General features: G+C 69.2%; 20 protein-coding genes and 1 other RNA gene. 7 read left to right on the plus strand and 14 right to left on the minus strand.

Annotated elements, in window-relative coordinates; all coding sequences use genetic code 11:
• Positions 1 to 215: 215 nt before the first annotated feature.
• Positions 216 to 830 carry a LytR C-terminal domain-containing protein gene (locus ACQ0O7_RS17765; protein ID WP_430783205.1) on the minus strand — a complete coding sequence of 205 codons (615 nt, stop codon included), beginning with the start codon at positions 828 to 830 and terminating at the stop codon, positions 216 to 218.
• Complete coding sequence (locus ACQ0O7_RS17770; protein WP_430783206.1) at positions 811 to 1320, minus strand: RNA polymerase sigma factor; 510 nt, start codon at positions 1318 to 1320, stop codon at positions 811 to 813. Before ACQ0O7_RS17770 ends, ACQ0O7_RS17765 begins: the two co-directional genes overlap by 20 nt.
• Before the next feature lie 145 nt (positions 1321 to 1465).
• Here ACQ0O7_RS17770 and ACQ0O7_RS17775 point away from each other — a divergent pair, with 145 nt between their 5' ends.
• The 3 genes from ACQ0O7_RS17775 (at position 1466) to ACQ0O7_RS17785 (ending at position 3517) form a co-directional block, all read left to right on the plus strand.
• The gene (locus ACQ0O7_RS17775) at positions 1466 to 2749 is read left to right on the plus strand and encodes a hypothetical protein (RefSeq protein ID WP_430783207.1); all 1284 of its coding nucleotides are present in this window, start codon (positions 1466 to 1468) and stop codon (positions 2747 to 2749) included.
• Between the two features lie 145 nt (positions 2750 to 2894).
• On the plus strand, positions 2895 to 3146 hold the full coding sequence (locus ACQ0O7_RS17780) for a type II toxin-antitoxin system Phd/YefM family antitoxin (protein WP_430783208.1): 252 nt from the start codon (positions 2895 to 2897) through the stop codon (positions 3144 to 3146).
• The gene (locus tag ACQ0O7_RS17785) at positions 3143 to 3517 is read left to right on the plus strand and encodes a type II toxin-antitoxin system VapC family toxin (protein ID WP_430783209.1); all 375 of its coding nucleotides are present in this window, start codon (positions 3143 to 3145) and stop codon (positions 3515 to 3517) included. The genes ACQ0O7_RS17780 and ACQ0O7_RS17785 overlap by 4 nt, the downstream gene beginning before the upstream one ends.
• Before the next feature lie 171 nt (positions 3518 to 3688).
• Here the strand turns inward: ACQ0O7_RS17785 and ssrA are convergent.
• The 8 genes from ssrA to ACQ0O7_RS17825 all read right to left on the minus strand — a co-directional run bounded on the left by ssrA (position 3689) and on the right by ACQ0O7_RS17825 (position 10120).
• Positions 3689 to 4070: a transfer-messenger RNA gene (ssrA, locus tag ACQ0O7_RS17790) on the minus strand.
• A gap of 27 nt (positions 4071 to 4097) precedes the next feature.
• Positions 4098 to 4802, minus strand: a complete 705-nt coding sequence (locus ACQ0O7_RS17795; protein WP_430783210.1) for a cellulose binding domain-containing protein — start codon at positions 4800 to 4802, stop codon at positions 4098 to 4100.
• Positions 4803 to 4861: 59 nt separating this feature from the next.
• Positions 4862 to 5338, minus strand: coding sequence for an SsrA-binding protein SmpB (smpB, locus tag ACQ0O7_RS17800; protein WP_430783211.1), 477 nt, complete (start codon positions 5336 to 5338; stop codon positions 4862 to 4864).
• Between the two features lie 22 nt (positions 5339 to 5360).
• Positions 5361 to 6584 (minus strand): M23 family metallopeptidase, encoded by a 1224-nt coding sequence (locus ACQ0O7_RS17805; RefSeq protein ID WP_430783212.1) that lies wholly within the window; start codon positions 6582 to 6584, stop codon positions 5361 to 5363.
• Positions 6585 to 6677: 93 nt separating this feature from the next.
• Entirely contained in the window at positions 6678 to 7553 is an 876-nt protein-coding gene (gene ftsX, locus ACQ0O7_RS17810) for a permease-like cell division protein FtsX (RefSeq protein ID WP_430783213.1), read from the minus strand.
• Between the two features lie 66 nt (positions 7554 to 7619).
• Positions 7620 to 8300 carry a cell division ATP-binding protein FtsE gene (ftsE, locus tag ACQ0O7_RS17815; RefSeq protein WP_430783214.1) on the minus strand — a complete coding sequence of 227 codons (681 nt, stop codon included), beginning with the start codon at positions 8298 to 8300 and terminating at the stop codon, positions 7620 to 7622.
• 141 nt (positions 8301 to 8441) lie between these two features.
• On the minus strand, positions 8442 to 9554 hold the full coding sequence (gene prfB / locus ACQ0O7_RS17820) for a peptide chain release factor 2 (protein ID WP_430783215.1): 1113 nt from the start codon (positions 9552 to 9554) through the stop codon (positions 8442 to 8444).
• 50 nt (positions 9555 to 9604) lie between these two features.
• Positions 9605 to 10120, minus strand: a complete 516-nt coding sequence (locus tag ACQ0O7_RS17825; RefSeq protein WP_430783216.1) for a PadR family transcriptional regulator — start codon at positions 10118 to 10120, stop codon at positions 9605 to 9607.
• A gap of 376 nt (positions 10121 to 10496) precedes the next feature.
• On the opposite strand from ACQ0O7_RS17825, the gene ACQ0O7_RS17830 reads away from it, so the two are divergent.
• Entirely contained in the window at positions 10497 to 11462 is a 966-nt protein-coding gene (locus tag ACQ0O7_RS17830) for a hypothetical protein (protein ID WP_430783217.1), read from the plus strand.
• A gap of 32 nt (positions 11463 to 11494) precedes the next feature.
• Here ACQ0O7_RS17830 and ACQ0O7_RS17835 read toward each other — a convergent pair whose 3' ends face one another.
• Positions 11495 to 11995: a DUF6912 family protein gene (locus tag ACQ0O7_RS17835; RefSeq protein WP_430783322.1), complete on the minus strand. Its 501-nt coding sequence runs from the start codon at positions 11993 to 11995 to the stop codon at positions 11495 to 11497.
• Between the two features lie 172 nt (positions 11996 to 12167).
• Here ACQ0O7_RS17835 and ACQ0O7_RS17840 point away from each other — a divergent pair, with 172 nt between their 5' ends.
• Both ACQ0O7_RS17840 and ACQ0O7_RS17845 read left to right on the plus strand, forming a co-directional pair.
• On the plus strand, positions 12168 to 12398 hold the full coding sequence (locus ACQ0O7_RS17840; protein WP_430783218.1) for a helix-turn-helix transcriptional regulator: 231 nt from the start codon (positions 12168 to 12170) through the stop codon (positions 12396 to 12398).
• 658 nt (positions 12399 to 13056) lie between these two features.
• Entirely contained in the window at positions 13057 to 13455 is a 399-nt protein-coding gene (locus tag ACQ0O7_RS17845) for an Rv3235 family protein (RefSeq protein ID WP_430783219.1), read from the plus strand.
• Between the two features lie 352 nt (positions 13456 to 13807).
• Here the strand turns inward: ACQ0O7_RS17845 and secA are convergent, their stop codons facing one another.
• The gene (gene secA / locus ACQ0O7_RS17850; protein ID WP_430783220.1) at positions 13808 to 16732 is read right to left on the minus strand and encodes a preprotein translocase subunit SecA; all 2925 of its coding nucleotides are present in this window, start codon (positions 16730 to 16732) and stop codon (positions 13808 to 13810) included.
• A gap of 186 nt (positions 16733 to 16918) precedes the next feature.
• Between secA and ACQ0O7_RS17855 the strand changes: the two genes are divergently transcribed.
• On the plus strand, positions 16919 to 17881 hold the full coding sequence (locus ACQ0O7_RS17855; RefSeq protein ID WP_430783221.1) for a GNAT family N-acetyltransferase: 963 nt from the start codon (positions 16919 to 16921) through the stop codon (positions 17879 to 17881).
• Here ACQ0O7_RS17855 and hpf read toward each other — a convergent pair.
• Together hpf and ACQ0O7_RS17865 are read right to left on the minus strand one after the other, a co-directional pair.
• The gene (gene hpf / locus ACQ0O7_RS17860; protein ID WP_430783323.1) at positions 17870 to 18490 is read right to left on the minus strand and encodes a ribosome hibernation-promoting factor, HPF/YfiA family; all 621 of its coding nucleotides are present in this window, start codon (positions 18488 to 18490) and stop codon (positions 17870 to 17872) included. The genes ACQ0O7_RS17855 and hpf overlap by 12 nt on opposite strands.
• 272 nt (positions 18491 to 18762) lie before the next feature.
• Positions 18763 to 19479 carry a ComF family protein gene (locus ACQ0O7_RS17865; RefSeq protein WP_430783222.1) on the minus strand — a complete coding sequence of 239 codons (717 nt, stop codon included), beginning with the start codon at positions 19477 to 19479 and terminating at the stop codon, positions 18763 to 18765.
• Positions 19480 to 19482 lie beyond the last annotated feature (3 nt).

The following is a 19482-nucleotide window of genomic DNA, read 5'->3' on the forward strand; positions in this document are numbered from 1 at the left end:
ACACAGGTGCGATTTGTACGTCCTAAACGGACAATGGCGATACCATTCTTGATCTTTCCGAACGGCCGAAAACGCCATTGACCAGCGACTGGACATTCGATCAATTATGCGGGCGTCACCGCATTGATTCCAGCGCGTTTCCGCCGGACATTTCCAAGGTGAACGGCAAACGTCCCGCACCACCGGGCGGCGATGCGGGACGTGGCCGGTAACGGTCAGCGGCACCCCGGTGGCGGCGCCGGGTTCCCGGCCATCACCAGGTTCCGGTTGATCTCGGTGGTGGTGGCGAGCCGGTCGAAGGCCGGGCCCAGCACCAGATCCACCGTCGCGTCCGGGCGCTCCGGTTCGAACCGCAGCGCCGGCGTCTCCGGCAGCAGGGCACTCGCCAGCGTGGCCATGCCGACCGACGCCGGACCGTACCGCAACTCGGTCTCCTTCACCGGTGACCCGGCGGCCGGATCGCCCACCACCGAGAACCGGCGGGTCCGCAGCTCGTCCGCCACCGCGGCAGCGCGCCCCTCGGCCGCTCCCCCGCCGAGAACCCGGATCCGGACGTCGGCCGGGCTGTCCGGCAGCTCGACCACGCAGTCGATCATGGGAGCCGCCGACGGCCCGGCGGGGGCGATCGCGGTGCCACCCGGCCGGGCGCCCGGCCAGGCCACCGCGACCCCGGCGGTCACCGCCACCACGGCGCCCGCCACCGAGGCCACCGCCCACTGCCGGCGGGCCCGCTGCCGCCCCCGGGCCCGGACCGCGGCGGCCGGCGCCACCTCCAGATTCCGCACGTCCGTCTCCAGTTCCCGAATCCGCTCATGCACGGGTCGTGACATCACTGATCTCCTGATCCTCCAGCAGGCGGCCCAGGGCGGCCCGCGCCCTGGAGAGCCGCGCCTTGATCGTCCCCACCGGCACGCCGAGCGTCGCGGCGACCTCCTGCACCGGCATGTCCAACAGGTAGTGCAGTGCGACGGCCTGCCGCTGCGCCGCCGGGATCCGCTGCAACGCGCCGACCACCGCCACCCGGTCCGGGGACGGCGCGCCGGTGGTCTCCGGCGAACCCAGCCGGGACCGGGCGGCCAGCCACCGGCGCAGACCACGCCACCGGTTGAGCATCAGCCGCCAGGCGACCGTACGAACCCAGGCCTCCGGATCCTCGTACGCGCTCACCCGGCCCCAGTGCTGCCAGGCCCGCGCGAAGGCCTCCTGCGCGATGTCCTGCGCCTCGCTCCGATCGCCGCAGGCCGCGTAGAGGTAGAGCACCACCCTCCGCACCGCCGCCGCGTAGAAGGCGTCGAAGTCGGCGCTGTCGCCGCCTGCCATGGTTCCGCTCCCGATCATTGACCGCACACCAGAGAACACACCGCGCCCGGCCACCGGGTTGCGTCCGGATCAACGGATTTTTGTGAACCGCATCCGTCCGATTAGGGTCCTGATCATCAATGTCGTCGATCTACGGGGAGCAACCTTGAGACGTATCGCCCTGGGAGCAGTCCTGCTCCTGGCCGGGGTTCTGCTGACGCCGGCCACACCGGCGATGGCCGCGGTCAGCTCGTCGCCGGTGGCCGCCGCCACCGTCGCGGACTTCAAGCTTCGCACCGACCCGGCCATCTGGCAGCAGTACGCCGCCGACATCGCGGGCGTGCAGAACGGCGGCGCGGTCCAGAACGTGACCGCCACCGATGTGGCGATCTCCGGCGAGCGCACCGGCCGCAACGGCCTCTGCCACGCCACCCCGTTCGTGACCTCGCTGGTCCCGGACGGATTCTGCTGGGACCACGCCGACGACACCAGCAACTCGTATAACCCCACCGACGGCGGCTGGACCCCGCAGGGCCTGACCTCCTCGCACGACTCCGACAACATCGACGGCACCATCAACGGCCGGCACCTCTACATGGCCAGCTGGCACTTCGGCATCAACGGCCCCGCGCAGGCCAACCTGCTCACCCGGGTCTCCATCGTGCACAACACGGCCACCAGCACCCAGTACGGGCACGTCCTGCTGGTCCGCCCGGCCGGTGACAGCTTCACGGCGGTCACCGGCAACCACGGCGACGGCCTCGTCTGGTACGGCAACCGGCTGTTCGTCGCCAACGGCCGCGAACTACAGGTGTACGACACCCGGCACATCTGGCGGATGACCGACCTGAACAGCTCCGTCGGGATCACCGAGGGCCGCTCCTCGGCGAAGGGGCACCGCTGGGTGATGCCGATGATCGGCCGGTACTGGACCGGGGCCACCCCCGACATCGCCTGCTCGGCACGGACCGGCACCACCCCGTGCCTGAACTCGCTGAGCCTGGACCGCTCCGGCGCCGACGGCCTGGTCTCCACCGAATACACCGCCACCGGCGCGGCGACCGGCGCCCGGGTCATCCGCTGGCCACTCAACCACATCCCGGCCCTGCCCCGAACCGACGACGGCTCCGACATCGGCACGGTCACCGCGGTCTCCGCCCTGACCACGAACACCACGGCCAACCAGGGCGCCGCCACCTACAACGGGGTGCTGTACCTGAGCGCCCAGTGCGAGACCAGCACCGACGTCCCGAACCCGACCAGCTCGGACTCATGGACCTGCATCTACAAGGGCAGCACCAGCGGCGGCACCCTGACCCGCTGGACCAGAGCCCCCCGCCTGACCCAGAACCTGTCGTTCTCCCAGTTCTCCAAGCGCCTGTGGGGAATCAACGAACGAATCAACACCGGTGACGGCGTACGCATGGTCTTCTCCCTGAAGACCAACTGACCCCGACCCAGCCGGAGGCTCGGCCCCAGTCCCCCAAAACGGACCAAAGCCGAGCCTCCCAGGCAACAAGACCAGCGACATATAACCGACCGGATCTCACCCAGCACTCCGACACCGGGCTAACCTCTTAGCTAAGGAGGTCGCCATGTCCGAGGCACCCGCGCAGTTCAACATCCATGACGCGAAAACGAACCTCTCGCGGATCATCGACCGCGTCGAGCACGGCGAAGAGATCATCATCAGCCGGGCCGGCACACCCGTCGCCAAGGTGATCCCGCTCAACCGCAGGGTCGACAGGGTCGGAAGAGGATCCCTCGCAGGTCAACTTGCTCTCGCGGACGACTGGGACTCCGCCGAGGTCAACGAGTCGATCGCACGAGATTTCGGCCTCGCATGAGCCTGCTCCTCGACACGCACGTCGTGCTGTGGTGGCTCATGGACGACTCCACGCTCGCCACCGATATCAAGGAGCGGCTCGATCATGAACCGGACGTCTACATCAGCCCGGTGACGGGCTGGGAAGTGGCCATCAAGCAGTCGCTCGGCAAACTGGAGAGTCCGGCCGATCTCGCTGAACGCATCCGCGACAGCGGCTTCCGGCACCTGAACATCACCGTCGAGCACGGCATCGTCGCAGGACGGCTCCCGCTGATCCATCGAGACCCGTTCGATCGGATGCTCATAGCCCAGGCAAAGGTGGAACACCTGACTCTGGTGACTCGCGACGCGCACATCCAGAAATACGACGTGCCCGTTCTACCCGCCTGACGCGCCACACCGAACAACCCCACCCACCGCGCCCACCACCAAGCCGGGGTGACCGCGACACGACCGCTCACCGTGCCCACCGGGATGCGGGGCTTCCGGGGGCTCGGCCCCCGGAGCGGAAAGCCGAAACGGCCCCCGGTTCGCGCTTTCCGCGAACCGGGGGCCGCCACACCGTGGAGGTGCCGGGAATCGAACCCGGGTCCTTCGTTGCTTTGTCAGGGCTTCTCCGAGCGCAGCTCACTATGTCCCTACTCGGCCCTCCGACTCACGTGAGCAAGTTCGGACGACGGGCCCAGTCACTGATTGATCTCGCCGTAAGGTCCCCGTGACCGGGACCCATTGGCCAGCCTCCTAGCTGATGCCGGCAGCTGGGACGGAGGCGCTCCCAGACCGACAGACCACGCTACTTGCCTCAGGCGGCGAGAGCGTACTGGTCAGCGTCAAACTTTTCGTTGGCGCTTATAAGTTTCCGACGACCGATTCTCGAGACGACGTCGGCTTCCTCGGCTCGCTTCCCCTGTCTCCACGTACGAAGTCGAAACCAGTCACCCCCATGTCTGCATTACACAGCACGGCAATCTTAGCTCACCTTGCAAGATCCGCCACCGACGGCACAGGACACCGGCTTGACCGGGTCGCGGGTCTCCTTGTCGGCCTGGAAACCGGCGGTGATCGACTGGCCGGCGGCGAGGGACCGCCCGCGCAGGGTGACCGTGTCGCCGCTGCGGCTGACGCTGGCGTTCCAGGCCCCGCGGACCTCGACGTCGGCGCTGGACGGGAAGGTCAGCGTGACGGTCCACTCGCGGGCCTCGGAGCCGCTGTTGGACACCCGGACGGCGGCGATGAACCCCTCCCGCCACGACGCGCTGGTGCCGTAGCTGGCGGCGAACGCGTCCGGTGCGGGCGTCGGGCTCGCCGAGCGGGACGGACTCGTACCGGCGCTGGGTCTGACCGCGCTCTTGGAGGGTTTGGGGCTGGCCGAGGCGGACGCGGAGGCCGACGGGGACCGGGACGCCGACGCGGACGCCGACGGCGATGGGGAGGCCGAGGCGGACGGTGAGACCGAGCCCGACTCCAGCACCGGCGCGCTGGGCGCCAGGGAGCCCTCGGCGGCCGCCTGGAGCACGCCGGTCGGCTGGATCAGCACCGGCTTGCCGGCGGTGTCCTCGTCACCGCCGCCACCGGCCCGGACCGCGATCCAGGCGACGAGGGCGAGCAGAACCGCGGCGGCGGAACCGAAGATGAGGCGGGCCAGAATGAACTGGCGGGTGGCATGCTTCGCCAACGGGTGGTTCTCCCTCGCGCAGCAGACTTTTCAATGGGTCCGGCGGGCGAGAATACCTGTCAGCCCATGCCTTTGGCACGCCGCCCCAGTGCCCGGTTGATCTCTTTCTGCGCGTCCCGGCTGGCGAGGTCGTTTCGCTTGTCGTACGACTTCTTGCCCTTCGCCACTCCGAGTTCAACCTTCGCGTACCCATTGTGAAAATAGACCGAGAGTGGCACCAGGGTGATGCCGTCGTCACGCAGCTTGCCGAGCATCTTGGCGATCTCGGCGCGGTTCAGCAGCAGTTTGCGGACCCGGCGCGGCTCGTGGTTGGTCCAGGTGCCCTGGGTGTACTCCGGGATGTGCATGCCGTGCAGGAAGATCTCGCCGTCCTTCTCGTGGCCGAACGCGTCGACCAGCGAGGCCCGCCCGGCACGCAGCGACTTCACCTCGGTGCCGGTGAGGACCATTCCGGCCTCGTACGTGTCCGAGATGGCGTAGTCGTGGTGCGCCTTCCGGTTGGAGACGACCACTTTGCGGCCCTGTTCGCGTGGCATGAGGACGAAGCCTACCCGGAATTCAGCAGAGGCAGCGGGGCAGGTAATTCAACGGATTCCTGGGTACGCCGCCGAAGCGCGTCTCGAAATGCAGATGCGCGCCGGTCGAGGCGCCGGTGCTGCCGACCCGTCCGATCACCTCGCCCCGCCGGACGTACTCGCCGGGCCGCACGTACATCCGGGACTGGTGGGCGTAACAGGTGGTGAACCCGTACCCACTCAATCGTCCGTGGTTGATGCACGTGTACTGACCGTAACCACCGTTCCAGCCGGCCTGGATCACCCGCCCGGACGCCGCGGCCCGGATCGGACTGCCGCCCCCGGCCGCGAAGTCGGTGCCGGCGTGTAGCTGCCAGACCCGGTAGTACGGGTCGTACCGGTGCCCGAAGTCGCTGCTCTTCCACCCGTGGACGGGCATCAGCAGGCGTCCGCCGGGGTAGTGGCTGCCGACTCCGGCGCGCTGTTCCCAGCCGCGCATCGCGCCCCGGACCCGCTGTTCGGCCCGGACCGCGGCCCGGTACTGGGCGAGCACGGTGGCCCGCTGGACCTGGGCGGATCGCAGTGCGACCCGGCGGGCGGTGACGACCCGGGCGAGCGCGTGCTGGGCCTCGACGGCGGCGGCGCGGGCCTGTTCGGCGGCGCGCAGCCGGGCCTGGGCGGTGCGTTCGGCGGCTTCGGCCTCGCGGCGGGCGAGGCCGGCCCGGTTCTGCGCGGTCCGGGCCACCCGCCGCGCGCCGACCAGGGTGTCGACCTCCTCCTGCTCCCGGGTCATCAGGTGTTCGACGAGCCCGAGCCGGTCGAGCAGGTCCTGCGGCCCGGTGGCTTCGACGAGCATGTTGATCCGGCCGAAGTTGCCGCCCATGTAGCTCTCGCTGGCGATCTGGTCGACCCGGTCGCGGGCGTCCTCGACGTGCCCGGCGGCGGTCCGGAAGTCGGCGCCGGCCCTGCGGTGCGCGGCCCGGGCGGTGTCGGCCGCACGGCGTGCGCTGGCCGCCTCGACCCGGGTGGCGACCACGATCCCCCGGCTGCGGGCCACCTTGTCGCGGGCGGCCGGCATGCCGGCGGTGGCCCGGGCGAGATTCTTGGCCGCCGTACGGGCGGTGGCGCTCGCGTTCTCCAGTAGCGCCTCGGCCCGCCGTACCGCTTTGGCGGCTTCGTCGGCGGCGGCCGGCCGCGGTGCGGTCAGGACGAGTCCGGCGATTCCGAGCAGGCAGAGGCAGGCGGCGATCAGTCGGCGATACCTCACGAAAGGTCACGTTACAGCGGTGTATCGCTACTAATGCCCCAAAACGCACGATGGCCGCGACCCAGTGGGTTGCGGCCATCGAGGCGTACGGCGTCAGACCTTGAGGTAGAAGCGCAGCGTGATCCATGCGGTCACGGCGCTGACCAGCGAACCCACACCGGCGAGCAGTGGCAGCATCAGCCACACGTTGCCGTTGGGGATCGGCGTCAGGATCGTGGTCAGGGCCTGCAACTTGTTGTCCAGCATGACCACCTTGCCGGCGAACAGGATGATGAAGCCCAGGATCGCGCCGATGATGCCGGCGACCACCGCCTCCAGGACGAACGGCGCTTGAATGAACCAGTTCGACGCACCGACCAGTTTCATCACCGCGACTTCTCGCCGTTTGCTGTAGGCGGCCACCTGAATGGTGTTACCGACCAGGAGCAGGGCGGCGAACGCCATGAAGATGGCGACACCGAGCGCGCCGAGCTGGATCGCGTTGAAGATCTCGAAGACCTTCTCCAGCAACTCGCGCTGGTCGATGATCTGCCGGATCCCGGGCAGTTCCTCGATCACCTTGGCGAACTGTTCGTACTTCTCCGGATCGCTGAGCTTGACCCGGTACGACTCCGGCAGGCTGTCCGCGTTGATCGCGTTGACGAAGTCCGGGGAGTCCGCCCAGAGCTTCTGGAAACGCTTGAGCGCGTCTTCCTTGCTCTCGTACTGCTTGTCGATGACCAGATTGCTGCTCTCGATCGCCTGATCGATCGTCGCCTTCTGCGCGTCGGTGACGTCGTCGTTCAGGAAGACCGAGACCTGGATGTTGCCGTAGTAGTAGTCCTTCATCTGGTCGACCTGCATGTACAGCAGGACGGAGGCGCCCAGCATGAACAACGAGACCGACATGGTGATGATCATGGCGATCGTCATCGTGACGTTTCGCCACAGGCCCACCAGGACCTCGTTGAGTACGTACTTCACGCGCATCGGGGGGATCCTTCCGGGACTCCGCGTGGCACTGCTTCAGAGTTTGTTTCGGGGGCGGAGCCGGGCTTATCCGTAGACACCGCGCGCCTGGTCCCGGACGATACGTCCGCTCTCGATCTCGATGACCCGGCGGCGCATCTGGTTGACGATGTTGGAGTCGTGGGTGACCATCACCACGGTGGTGCCGGTCCGGTTGATCCGGTCCAGCAGCCGCATGATCTCGACCGAGGTGTCCGGGTCGAGGTTACCCGTGGGCTCGTCGGCCAGCAGGATCAGCGGCCGGTTCACGAAGGCCCGGGCCACCGCGACACGCTGCTGCTCACCACCGGAGAGCTCGTTCGGGTAGCGGTGCTCCTTACCACCCAGACCGACCAGCTCGAGCACCTCGGGAACCACCCGGCGCGCCACGGCCTTGGTCTTGCCGATCACCTCGAGAGCGAACGCGACGTTCTCGTAGGCGGTGCGGTTCGGCAGCAGCCGGAAATCCTGGAACACACAACCGATGGAACGACGGAAGTGCGGCACCTTCCAGGCGCGCAGGGAGGTGACGTCCTTGGCGTTCACCACCACCTTGCCGCTGGTCGCCTGCACCTCTTTCAAGAGCAGCTTGACGATCGTCGACTTGCCGGAACCGGAGGGACCGATGAAGAAGACGAACTCACCCTTCTCGATCCCGACGCTGACATTGTCCAACGACGGCCGAGACGCCTTCGGGTACGTCTTCGTCACGTTCTCGAGCTGAATCACGGGACAGGAGTCTACGCGGTGTAACGAAATCGCCAACCCCGCCGGGGTCGGGAATATTCACGAGCTGCGGTAACGGCAGAAACGAGCGCAACCCCGCCTGACGGAACGTTCAGGAAGGGTTGCGCTCGGTCACTGTCGACCTCAGCCGGCGAGCTGATTCTGCTTACGCCAGCGGATGCCCGCCTCGATGAAGCCGTCCACATCGCCGTCGAAGACCGACGAAGGGTTGCCGACCTCGAACTCGGTGCGCAGATCTTTCACCATCTGGTACGGGTGCAGAACGTACGAACGCATCTGGTCGCCCCATGAACCGGTGGTGTCCAGCTTGAGGCCGGCCATCTTGGCCTCCTCCTCCTGGCGCTTGCGCTCCAGCAGCCGGGCCTGCAGCACCCGCATCGCGGCCGCCTTGTTCTGCAGCTGCGACTTCTCGTTCTGGCAGGACGCCACGATGCCGGTCGGGATGTGCGTCAGCCGGACCGCCGAGTCGGTGGTGTTGACGCTCTGCCCACCCGGGCCGGACGACCGGTAGACGTCGACCCGCAGCTCGTTCTCCGGGATCTCGATCGAGTCGGTCTGCTCCACCACCGGCATCACCTCGACACTGGCGAAGCTGGTCTGCCGGCGGCCCTGGTTGTCGAACGGGCTGATCCGCACCAGGCGGTGGGTGCCGGACTCGACGCCGAGCGTGCCGTACGCATACGGCACCTTGACCGTGAAGGTCGCCGACTTGAGGCCGGCCTCCTCCGCGTAGGAGGTGTCGTAGACCTCGGTCGGGTAGCCGTGCCGCTCCGCCCAGCGCATGTACATCCGCATCAGCATCTCGGCGAAGTCGGCCGCGTCCACCCCGCCGGCGCCGGCCCGGATCGACACCAGGGCCTCACGGGAGTCGTACTCCCCGGAGAGGAGGGTGCGAACCTCCATCTCCTCGATCGCCTTGGTCAGCGTGGCCAGCTCCGTGCCGACCTCGGCGACCGAGTCGGCGTCCCCCTCCGCCTCGGCCAGCTCCAGCAGCACACCGGCGTCGTCCAGACGGCCCCGCAGACGCTCCAGCTTGGAGATCTCCCCGGAGATGTACGCCAGACGGCTGTTGACCTCCTGCGCGCGGGCCTGGTCGTCCCAGAGGTCCGGTGCGGAGGCCTGCTCCTCGAGGTCCGCCTTGTCCCGGCGCAGCTTCTCGACGTCCAGGACGTTCTCGATGTTGCGCAGGGTCGCGTCGAGGGACTTCAGTTGCTCGGGAAAGTCGGCAGCGGTCACGACACTCAAGACTACGCCGCCCGGCCAGCAATCTGGCCGGGGCGGTCCGTTCAACCCGTCGGAGCGGCTTTGAGCCAGGTGAGTGCGGCCTTGTGATAGGCGACCGCGAACTCCAGCGCCGCCGCGCCGAACGGGTCGCCGTTCTTCTTCGCCTCCTTGGCCTGCTCCTTGGCCATCGTCATGGCCTCCGAGTGGTACTGATTCGCCGTGGTGTAGAGCGTCTGCAGCTGATCCCCGGAGTGCTGCTGGCCGAAGGCGACCCGCAGGGCCACCGGGTTGCGCAGCGCGTCGCGGCCCGGGGACTCGGCGAGCCAGCGGCTGAAGGCACGTTTCCCGGAAGCGGTGATGGCGTACGGCTGGCTGGACCGGGGCCCCGGCTTACCCAGCCGGACATAACCCATTTCGGCCAGTACGGGTAGTTCGCGGTAGACCTGGCTCCGCGTCATCGACCAGTAGGGCCCGAGGCGGCGTTCGGCAGCCGCCATCAGCTGACCGCCGGTCATCGCCCCCTCATGGAGGAGGCCGAGGAGGGCAGCCGCCGTCGGATTGATTTGGAAGTCGGGCATGCCTTCTAAGCTGCCACTTTGTCGCGCCGCCGTCCAGGATTTAGCCCGATCCGTCCAGTTTGCGCCTCCACAAACGACTGTCCCGCACAGACAGTCCGACAACGAGCGAGCAGATCGGGCGTTTCACCGCGAAAAACTGCGTTGACCAGGTAATATGGCGCAGATAAACGGTCAGACAAACCGTTGCGGGCAGGAAGTCTTGCAAACTTCGCGAAACGACCCGCAAAACGAGACAATCACCCTATCCGCAAATGGCGTCACGACCCGCTCGCGCCATAAAGATCAACTTGAGGCTTTTGTCCATCGTCGCGTTCCGGCGGCCACCCCGGCGGCGGCCGGTCGGGGGTGCGCAGCTTCGCCGGTTACCCTGACCTCCATGACAGACCGCCAGACCGCGCCCGAGACCGTCGAGGAGTCCCGGCTCACCGCCGTGCTGCTCACGGTGGCCGCCCTCGGCTGGGCCAGCGCGATGCTCTGGTCGGCCCGCGCCACCATCACCAGCCGGGCGGACGCCATCATGGAGGTCACCTCCACGGCGTACGCGCTGCCCGGTGCGGTCTCCGCCTGCCTGGCCGCCGGCGCGGCGGTGGCCCTGCTCGCCCTCACCCTGATCAGCGGCCGCCGGCCGCTCGGCGCCACCACCCGCTTCGCCGTCGCCACCGGAGCCGGCCTGCTGGTCGGCCTGGCCGCCGCGGCCACCATGATCACGATCAACACCGCCGGTTCGATGTACGCGATCGTCGGTGGCACCGTGGCCGCCGCCGCCACCATCGGCGGTGCGCTGGCCGGCCTGCGGATGCCGGCCGTCGTCGCCGGAGCCACCGCCGCGTCGGTCGGCGTCTTCCTGATCGGATTCGTGCTCAACCTGTTCCAGGAGCCGGTGCTGGAGATCTTCGGCGCCGGTGACACCGAGTCCTCCGCCAACGCGGCACAGTGGTTCTCCTACAGCCAGGCGGCACTGAGCGGCCTCGCGGCCGGCCTCATCGCGTACATGATGGTCCGCCGCGTCCGGCGCCGCACCGGCGGCGACCTGCGCTGGCCGATGTATGCGCTGGCCGGCGCCGGCCCCGGCATCCTGCTCGTGGTCGCCGAGCTGCTGTCCCGCACCGCCGGCGCCCAGGTGCTCGAACTGGCCGGCAAGGTCAGCGAGCTGGAGCAGGCGGTCCAGCAGATGCTCAGCACCGCCCGCCTCAACAACGGCCTGATCGTCCTCTTCGCCGGCACACTGACCGCGCTGTTCGCGGTCGGCCGCTCGATGACCCCGGCCGACGACGAGGACGAGACGGAGGACACGACCGCCCCGGACTCCCCGGCCGCCGCTCCGTCCTCGGCGTCCGACTGAGGCTTCCGCCCGCCCCGGCCCGGGGCCGTGGATCAGAGCAGTTCGTCCAGCTCGGAGACCGCGTACCACTCCAGCTCGTGATCCTCGGCACCGTCGACGGTGAACTGGGCGTCCGCGTCGCCGGCCAGGGCCTCCTCGACCGCGTCCACGGCGGCCGAGACCGCGTCGGTCGCGTCGGTGCCGTCGACGTGGATGCTGGCCAGCCCGGACAGCCCCGGCAGCGGCACCCGGACGGTGCTCGCCCCCAGCTCGACGTCCTCCCGGACCAGACCGGCCGCCGGTACGTCAGCCGACAGCACCACCCGGCGGCGCGGCGCGGCCGGATCGTGGCGCAACAGCTGGAGGGCGGCCTGGGCGGCACGGGTGAAGGCGACGTACTCCAGCTCCTCCTCGTCACCCTCCGCATACCACTCCCGCAGCCCCGGCGTCACCGCGTGCGCGACAGTGGTCCGATCGCCGAACTGCCCTCCGGCCCGCAGGGCGGCGAGCATCGGCAGCGTGGCCGGGATGTAGACCCGGACCTGGTCGGTGATCGGCACGGTCGTTTCCTCCTGCGTGTGGCACGGTCGGGCGAGCACAGTACACCGTCATCTCGGCCCGGGGACCCACCATTCCACCAGGAGTCTCCGGATCGTGGTGGCGCGGGTGCGGCATGGTTCCCCGGCGGCAAACGGTGGCAAACTGAGGCTGCCGAAAGGAGGGCCGATGCCGGAGCCCCGTTTCCTGCTGCTGTCCGACGTGGCCGCCGAGCTCAACGTCTCGGACTCGCAGGTCTACCACATGGTCCGTGGCGGCGAGTTGCCCGCGATCAAGATCGGCGGGCGCGGCCAGTGGCGTGTCGAGCGCGCCCAGCTGGAGAAATACATCCAGGAGAAGTATGCCGAAACCGCCGCCTGGGTCCGCGACAACCCGCTGACCGAGCGCGATCCGGAATGACCGGCGGGTGGCATTCGCCGCATTTCCCGGATCGATGAGCGGCGGTTGACCGGCCGCCCGGAGACCGAGCAGGATTCAGGCTGTCGAAAGCAAACGGAGGCAAACGCAAGGATTGGCGGTGGCGATGCGGTCGAGGGTCGAGATTGCACCCACCGGGCCCCGGCCGGCGATCCGCCTGCGCCCGGTTCCCCGGTATGAACCCCCCTTCGACGACGAACCGGCGGCTCTGGACTGGCCGTCCCCGGTCGTCCGCGACTGGCCACCCGCCCGGCGCCGCTCCACCCCACCACCGCCGACAGCACCACAGCCCGGGTCACCGTCCGGCCTGCCGCACACCGAGACACCATCGGGTCTGGCGCGGGCCGGGTCGCCGTCGGGCCTAGCGCAGGCCGGCGGGTCGCCGTCAGGGTCGGCGCGGGCCGGATTGCTGTCAGGGCCGGCAGAGGCCGGCGGGTCACCGTCAGGGCCGGCGCCGGACGAGACGCGGTCTGGATTCGCCCGGGCCGGGGCGCCGTCGGACCTGGAGCGGACTGAAGCGCCGTTCCGGCCCGCGCGGGCCGGAGCAGCGTCTGGGCCCGCACGGGCCGGAACAACCTCTGAGCCCACACGGACCGGAACAAGATCTGGGCCCACGCGGACCGGGCCGCCGCCGTTGGTGATGCCGCGTCCGGAGGTTCCGCCCGTCGCCGGGGCGTCCGGCGACGCCCGGCTCGCGGTCCGCCGGTTCGTGCGGATGTGTGTCGAGGTCCTCAACGGATTCCGGCCCGCCGCCCACCTGCGCAGGCTGGCCCTGCCCTCGGAGGCGGCCGATGTGGTCGCACAGGGTCTGGCCGGCGCCCGCCGGGTCACCGAGCTGCGCAAGGCCGCCCATCCGGGCCCACGCCGCCCGGCCCGCCCCGCACCGGTCGCCGTCCTCAAGGTGATGTTGTGCGAGCCCCGCACCGGCGCCGTCGAGGCAGCGGTGACCCTGGTGACCGGCGACCGCACCTGGGCGATGGCCTTCCGCCTGGAGTTGCACCAGCAGACCTGGACCGCCACCACCCTCCTGATCATCTGAGCGCCCGGCCCGGCACCGGGTTCCCCGATCGATTCCCGGGGCGGCCGGCAGCGATCTCAGCGGCGGCCGTCCCGGGCCCGGAGGTGCGACCGCCCGGGACGCGAATGGCGGCAGAGGGCGGGCGGAAACGGCACGCGGACAGCCGACGAGCCGTGGGCAGGACCGGAGCCGGTGGGGACGGGAACGCGGAACGGCCCGCGAGCCGTGGACACGACCGGAACCAGCGGGGACGGAAACGCGGAACGGCCCGCGAGCCGTGGACACGACCGGAACCAGCGGGGACAGGAACGCGGAACGGCCCGCGAGCCGCCGGTGGGACCGGGGTCGCGGGCCGTTCTGAAGTGGTGCCGGGTCAGGCGTTGCCGGGGGCTCCGTGGCAGCGCTTGTACTTCTTGCCCGAGCCGCAGTAGCACGGCGCGTTACGGGACGGGCCGTTCGACTCGGGCTGGTCGGCGGAGTGGCGGCCCCGGGTGCCGGCGCCGGTGTGGGCGGGGCTGGCCGGGACCGGGGAGCCGCCGGGGCCGATCTGGACCGGGCCCTGCTCCTGGCGGATCTGCGGGCGGCCCGCGCCGGCCTCGCCGTCGATGGTGGGGGCGGTGTACTGCAGGTTCTGCGGGCGGCCGGGACCGCCGAGACCCTTCGCGTGCACCTCGACGCCCGAGGTCGGCTCGACCGGCTCGTCGTCCGGCACCGGCTCGGCCTCGCCGTCGATGACCTTGGGCAGGGCGAACGCCTGCGACGGGTCGACGCTGACGGTGGGCGCCTCCTCGACCTGGACCTCCAGGTTGAAGACGAAACCGACCGCCTCCTCCTTGATGCCCTCCATCATCTGGTTGAACATGTCGAAGCCCTCGCGCTGGTACTCGACCACCGGGTCGCGCTGCGCGTAGGCCCGCAGGGAGATGCCCTCCTGCAGGTAGTCCATCTCGTAGAGGTGCTCACGCCACTTACGGTCGATGACCGCGAGCAGCACCTGACGCTCCAGCTCGCGGATCGCCTCGGAGCCGAGCTCCTCCTCGCGGGCCCGGTACGCCTTCAGCGCGTCCTCGGAGAGCAGCTTGATCAGGAAGTCCTGGTCGATGGTGCCCTTCTCGCCGTCGGACGCCTCGGTGGCCTCCTCGACGGTGATCCCGACCGGGTAGAGGCGGCGCAGGTTGACCCAGAGCTGCTCCAGGTCCCAGTCCTCGGCGAAGCCGTCGGCGGTGGCGGCGGTGACGATGTCCGAGATCACGTCCGAGATCATGTTGGTGATCTGGTCGTGCATGTCCTCGCCGTCGAGGACCCGCTTGCGCTCGGCGTAGATCACCGTGCGCTGCTTGTTCATGACCTCGTCGTACTTGAGGACGTTCTTGCGGATCTCCGCGTTCTGCGCCTCGATCTGGGTCTGCGCGTTGCGGATCTGCTTGCTCACCATCTTCGACTCGATGGGAACGTCCTCGGGGATGTTGAAGCGCTCCATCACCGCCTCGACGGCGCCGGCCCGGAACCGCTTCATCAGGTCGTCCTGCAGCGACAGGTAGAACCGGGACTCGCCCGGGTCGCCCTGCCGGCCGGAGCGGCCGCGGAGCTGGTTGTCGATGCGGCGGGAGTCGTGCCGCTCGGTGCCGAGCACGTAGAGGCCACCGGCGGCCTGCACGTCGGCGGCCTCCACCGAGGTGGCCTCCTTGACCTGCGGGAGGATCTCCTCGAGGGCCTTGGCGTACTCCTCGGGGCTCTCCACCGGGTCGAGTCCGCGCTGGTGCAGCTCGGCGGCGGCGGTGAACTCGGCGTTGCCGCCGAGCAGGATGTCCGTACCACGGCCGGCCATGTTGGTGGCGACGGTGACCGCGCCCTTCCGCCCGGCCTGGGCGATGATCGTCGCCTCCTGGGCGTGGTACTTCGCGTTCAGCACGCTGTGCGGGATGCCCTTGCGGCGCAGCAGCTGGGAGAGGATCTCCGAGTTCTCCACGGAGACGGTGCCGACCAGGACCGGCTGGCCGGTGGCGTGCCGCTCGGCGATGTCCTCGATGACGGCGTTGAACTTGGCCCGCTCGGTCTTGTAGATGACGTCCGGGTGGTCCACGCGGATCATCGGCCGGTGGGTCGGGATGGACACCACGCCGACCTTGTAGACGCTGTTGAACTCGCCGGCCTCGGTCTGCGCGGTACCGGTCATGCCGCCGAGCTTGTCGTACAGCCGGAAGTAGTTCTGCAGGGTGACGGTCGCCAGGGTCTGGTTCTCCTGCTTGACCTCCACCCCCTCCTTCGCCTCGATGGCCTGGTGCATGCCCTCGTTGTAGCGGCGGCCGTGCAGGATGCGGCCGGTGAACTCGTCGACGATCAGGACCTCGCCCTCGGGGCTGACGATGTAGTCCTTGTCGCGCTTGTAGAGCTCCTTGGCCTTGATCGCGTTGTTGAGGTAGCCGACGAGCGGGGTGTTCACCGACTCGTACAGGTTGTCGATGCCGATCCGGTCCTCGACCTTGCCGACGCCGCGCTCGGTGATGGCCACGGTGCGCTTGGCGACGTCCACCTCGTAGTCGCCCTCGCCGTCCTTGCCGGGCTGGAGCCGGTTGACGATCTGGGCGAACTCGCCGTACCACCGGGCGGAGTGCTCGGCCGGGCCGGAGATGATCAGCGGGGTCCGCGCCTCGTCGATGAGGATCGAGTCCACCTCGTCGACGATCGCGAAGTTGTGGCCGCGCTGCACCAGCTCGGTCTTCGACCAGGCCATGTTGTCACGCAGGTAGTCGAAGCCGAACTCGTTGTTCGTCCCGTACGTGATGTCGCACTCGTAGGCGGCGCGGTGCTCGGCGGCCGGCCGGTTCGGCAGGATCACGCCGACGGTCAGGCCGAGGAACCCGTGCACCCGGCCGACCCATTCGGCGTCGCGCTGGGCGAGGTAGTCGTTGACCGTGATGATGTGCACGCCCTTGCCGCTCAACGCGTTGAGGTAGGCCGGGAACACACCGGTCAGGGTCTTGCCCTCACCGGTCTTCATCTCCGGGATGTTGCCGAAGTGCAGGGCTGCGCCGCCCATCAGCTGGACGTCGTAGGCACGCTGGCCGAGCACCCGCTTGGCGCCCTCCCGGGCCACCGCGAACGCCTCGGGGAGCAGCGAGTCGAGTGACTCACCCTCCTCGTAGCGTTCCTTGAACTGCTGGGTGCATTCGCGCAACTCGTCGTCGGTGAGATCGACATAGTCGTCCTCGATCGAGTTGACCGCGTCCGCGATCGCCTTGAGCCGTCGCACCATGCGGCCTTCGCCGGCGCGAAGAATCTTTTCCAATATCGACACGGGTCAACGCTCCCCTAGACAGTCTGCCGAACCATCGTAGGCACCTTCGCCCCGGACCTGTGACCCTGGCCTCCGGGGAAACTCGCAAACAGGGCGAAAGACTCCCGGAAGTTCGCTGACAGCGCAGCCTTCGACTTGTTCGAAACGTGTTTGGCGGCCGGGCGCGTCCCGGAGAGGATGGGCCCTGTGGATCAGAACACCGAAGTACGGCCGGAGGACGCGGGTGACGGCGGAATCCACGTCCGGGACGGCGCGATCGTCGACCGGCGCACCGGCGGCGTCCTCGGCCGGATCGGACTGGAACACGGCCTGCTGACCGTCGAGGTGGTGCCGGAGGCCCGCGGGCGCGGGGTGGCGACCGCCGCGGTGCGCGCGTTCAGCCGGGCCGCGCTGACCCGGCGGGACCGGCTGGAGATGCGGATCGGCTGGGAGAACGTGGCGGCCCAGCGGGTCGCCCTGGCCGCCGGCTACACCCGCGAGTCGGTCCGCCGCGGCGATCCGGAGACGCTCGTCTACTCCCGGCTGAGCGGCGACCCGGAGGAGCCCGTCCCACGCCTGCTGCCCGACCTGCCCGGCGGCGAGCTGTCCGACGAGGTGATCGCACTGCGGCCGCTGCGGGCGACGGACATCGACTTCTACCGCCGGCTGCACGGCGATCCGGACGTGATCGCCACCACGGTGCCGCCGGTGCGCAAGAGCGCGGCGGAGATCCAGCGGCGCTGCGCGCGAGTCGAGGCGCACTGGCTGGCCGGCACCCGGGCCGACCTGGTCATCGTCGACCTGGCGAGCGGTGAGCCGGCCGGGGGCATCTGCCTGTTCTACACCGAGCCGGCACTGTCCCAGGCCATGATCGGGTACAGCACGCTCCCGGCGTACCGCGGAAAGGGTCTGACCACCCGGGCCGCGCAGCTGCTGGCGCTCTGGGTCTTCGCGGAGACGGACGTCGTCCGTCTCACCGCGGGCGTGCTGCCGACGAACGTCGGCTCGCAGCGGGTGCTGGAGAAGGCCGGCTTCACCCGCGAGGCGTATCAGCGGCTGCGGCTGCCCGGACCGGACGGCACCCGGCACGACAACCTCTGCTACGTGCTCCTCGCCGAAGACCTGCTCGCGCAGGCCTCCGGCGACGGTGAGCCGGGCCTACATGCCTAGGCTGAGGATGCCGTAGTCGTAACCACGGCGGCGGTAGACGACGCTGGGCCGCCCGCTCTCCTTGTCATGGAACAGGTAGAAGTCGTGGCCGACGAGCTCCATCTGGAAGAGGGCGTCGTCGACGGTCATCGGCTCGGCCGAGTGCTCCTTCTCCCGCACGATGCGCCACGGCTGATCCCCGTCGTGTTCCGTCGGATCCGCGTCGAGGACGGGCTCGGTCAGGGTCGCTGTCCGCCCGTTGGTCATCAGATCGGTGGGGAGGTTCGCGGTCGCGGCGGCCACCGACACCGGTGCGTGCCGTCCACGATGCACCCGGCGCCGGTCGGCGGAGCGGCGCAACCGGGCGTCCAGTTTGTTGATCGCGCAGTCCAGGGCTGCGTAGAAATCCTGCGCCTGGGCCTCGGCCCGAACGACCGGCCCCTTGGTCATGACCGTGATCTCGACACGCTGGCAGGTGTCGGACTGTCGCGGATTGCGTTCGTGGAAGAGCTCCACGTCGGCCCTCATCAGCTTCTGGTCGTAACGTTCGACCTTGCTCAGCTTCTCGGCGACATGCTCTCGATAGTGGTCGGGAACCTCTACGTTGCGGCCCTTGACGACAATGTCCACTCGTGACCTCCCCCAACGTTTGTGCTTGCGGGCGCCGATGCCCGGCGCAACCGCCAACTGGGTGATGAACGCCGCGTCGCGATCAGCCAACGAACGCGGCCTATGAGAGTGAGACGACTCCTTTCCGGTGCGGCGAATACGCTCCCGGTGGCGGGTAAGTTTGTCCGCTTACCCTCGTCACCTAGACGCTAACCTGCCTCTGCCCGCCAGTCACCCCTCGTTCGGGATACCGGAAGGCTGACCTTCGCCTCTATCGGCAGGTCCGGCCCAGGTCACAGGCGAATGCCCGGTCGAGATCTGCGCAACTGTGTCGCTGCGAGCACTGCGGCACCGGTGACCTGCATGTCCGCCTCCTCGAACCGGCGTGCCACCGCGGCCAGTGTGGCCCCGGTGGTGACGATGTCATCCGCCACCACAAGCGTGCCTCGTGATCCGGAGTCGCGCCGCAGATTGCCGATTCGGGGCGTCATTCGCAGCGAATTGACAGCTACGGTAGCCCGTTCGGATGTATCGAGTGACGTTGAGTCAGGGCGGGGAAGGGCACGGAGCGGTTGTACGACGTTCACCCGCCAGCCCGAGTCCTGTAATCGGCGGGCCGCGTGACCCACCAGCCGGGCCATGTGGTCGCCGAACCGTTCCCGCCGGGCCGCCGCGGTGGACGGCACCGGGACGAGGAACACCGGCCGGTCCCGGGGCGCGATCTCGGCGACCGCGCCGGCCAGCAGCACACCGAGCGGCCGGGCCAGCCGGTGCCGGCCCTTCTCCTTGTACGCCAGCAGCGCCCCGCGCAACGCCCCGGCATAGGTCCCCACCGCCACACAGGGCGGGAATCCGATCGGAGGCGGGCTCGGCAGCGCGGTCCGCGGGCGCAGCGACTCCAGCTCCGTCACACAGGCCGCGCACGCCCCACCGGTGAGGCGCACCCGCTCGGCCCCGCATCCCGCGCAGGCTCCCGGCAGCACCAGGTCGGCCAACTCGGCGAGGACCATCGG

Origin of the sequence: Actinoplanes sp. G11-F43, assembly GCF_050589265.1 — a bacterium.
GTDB lineage: Bacteria > Actinomycetota > Actinomycetes > Mycobacteriales > Micromonosporaceae > Actinoplanes.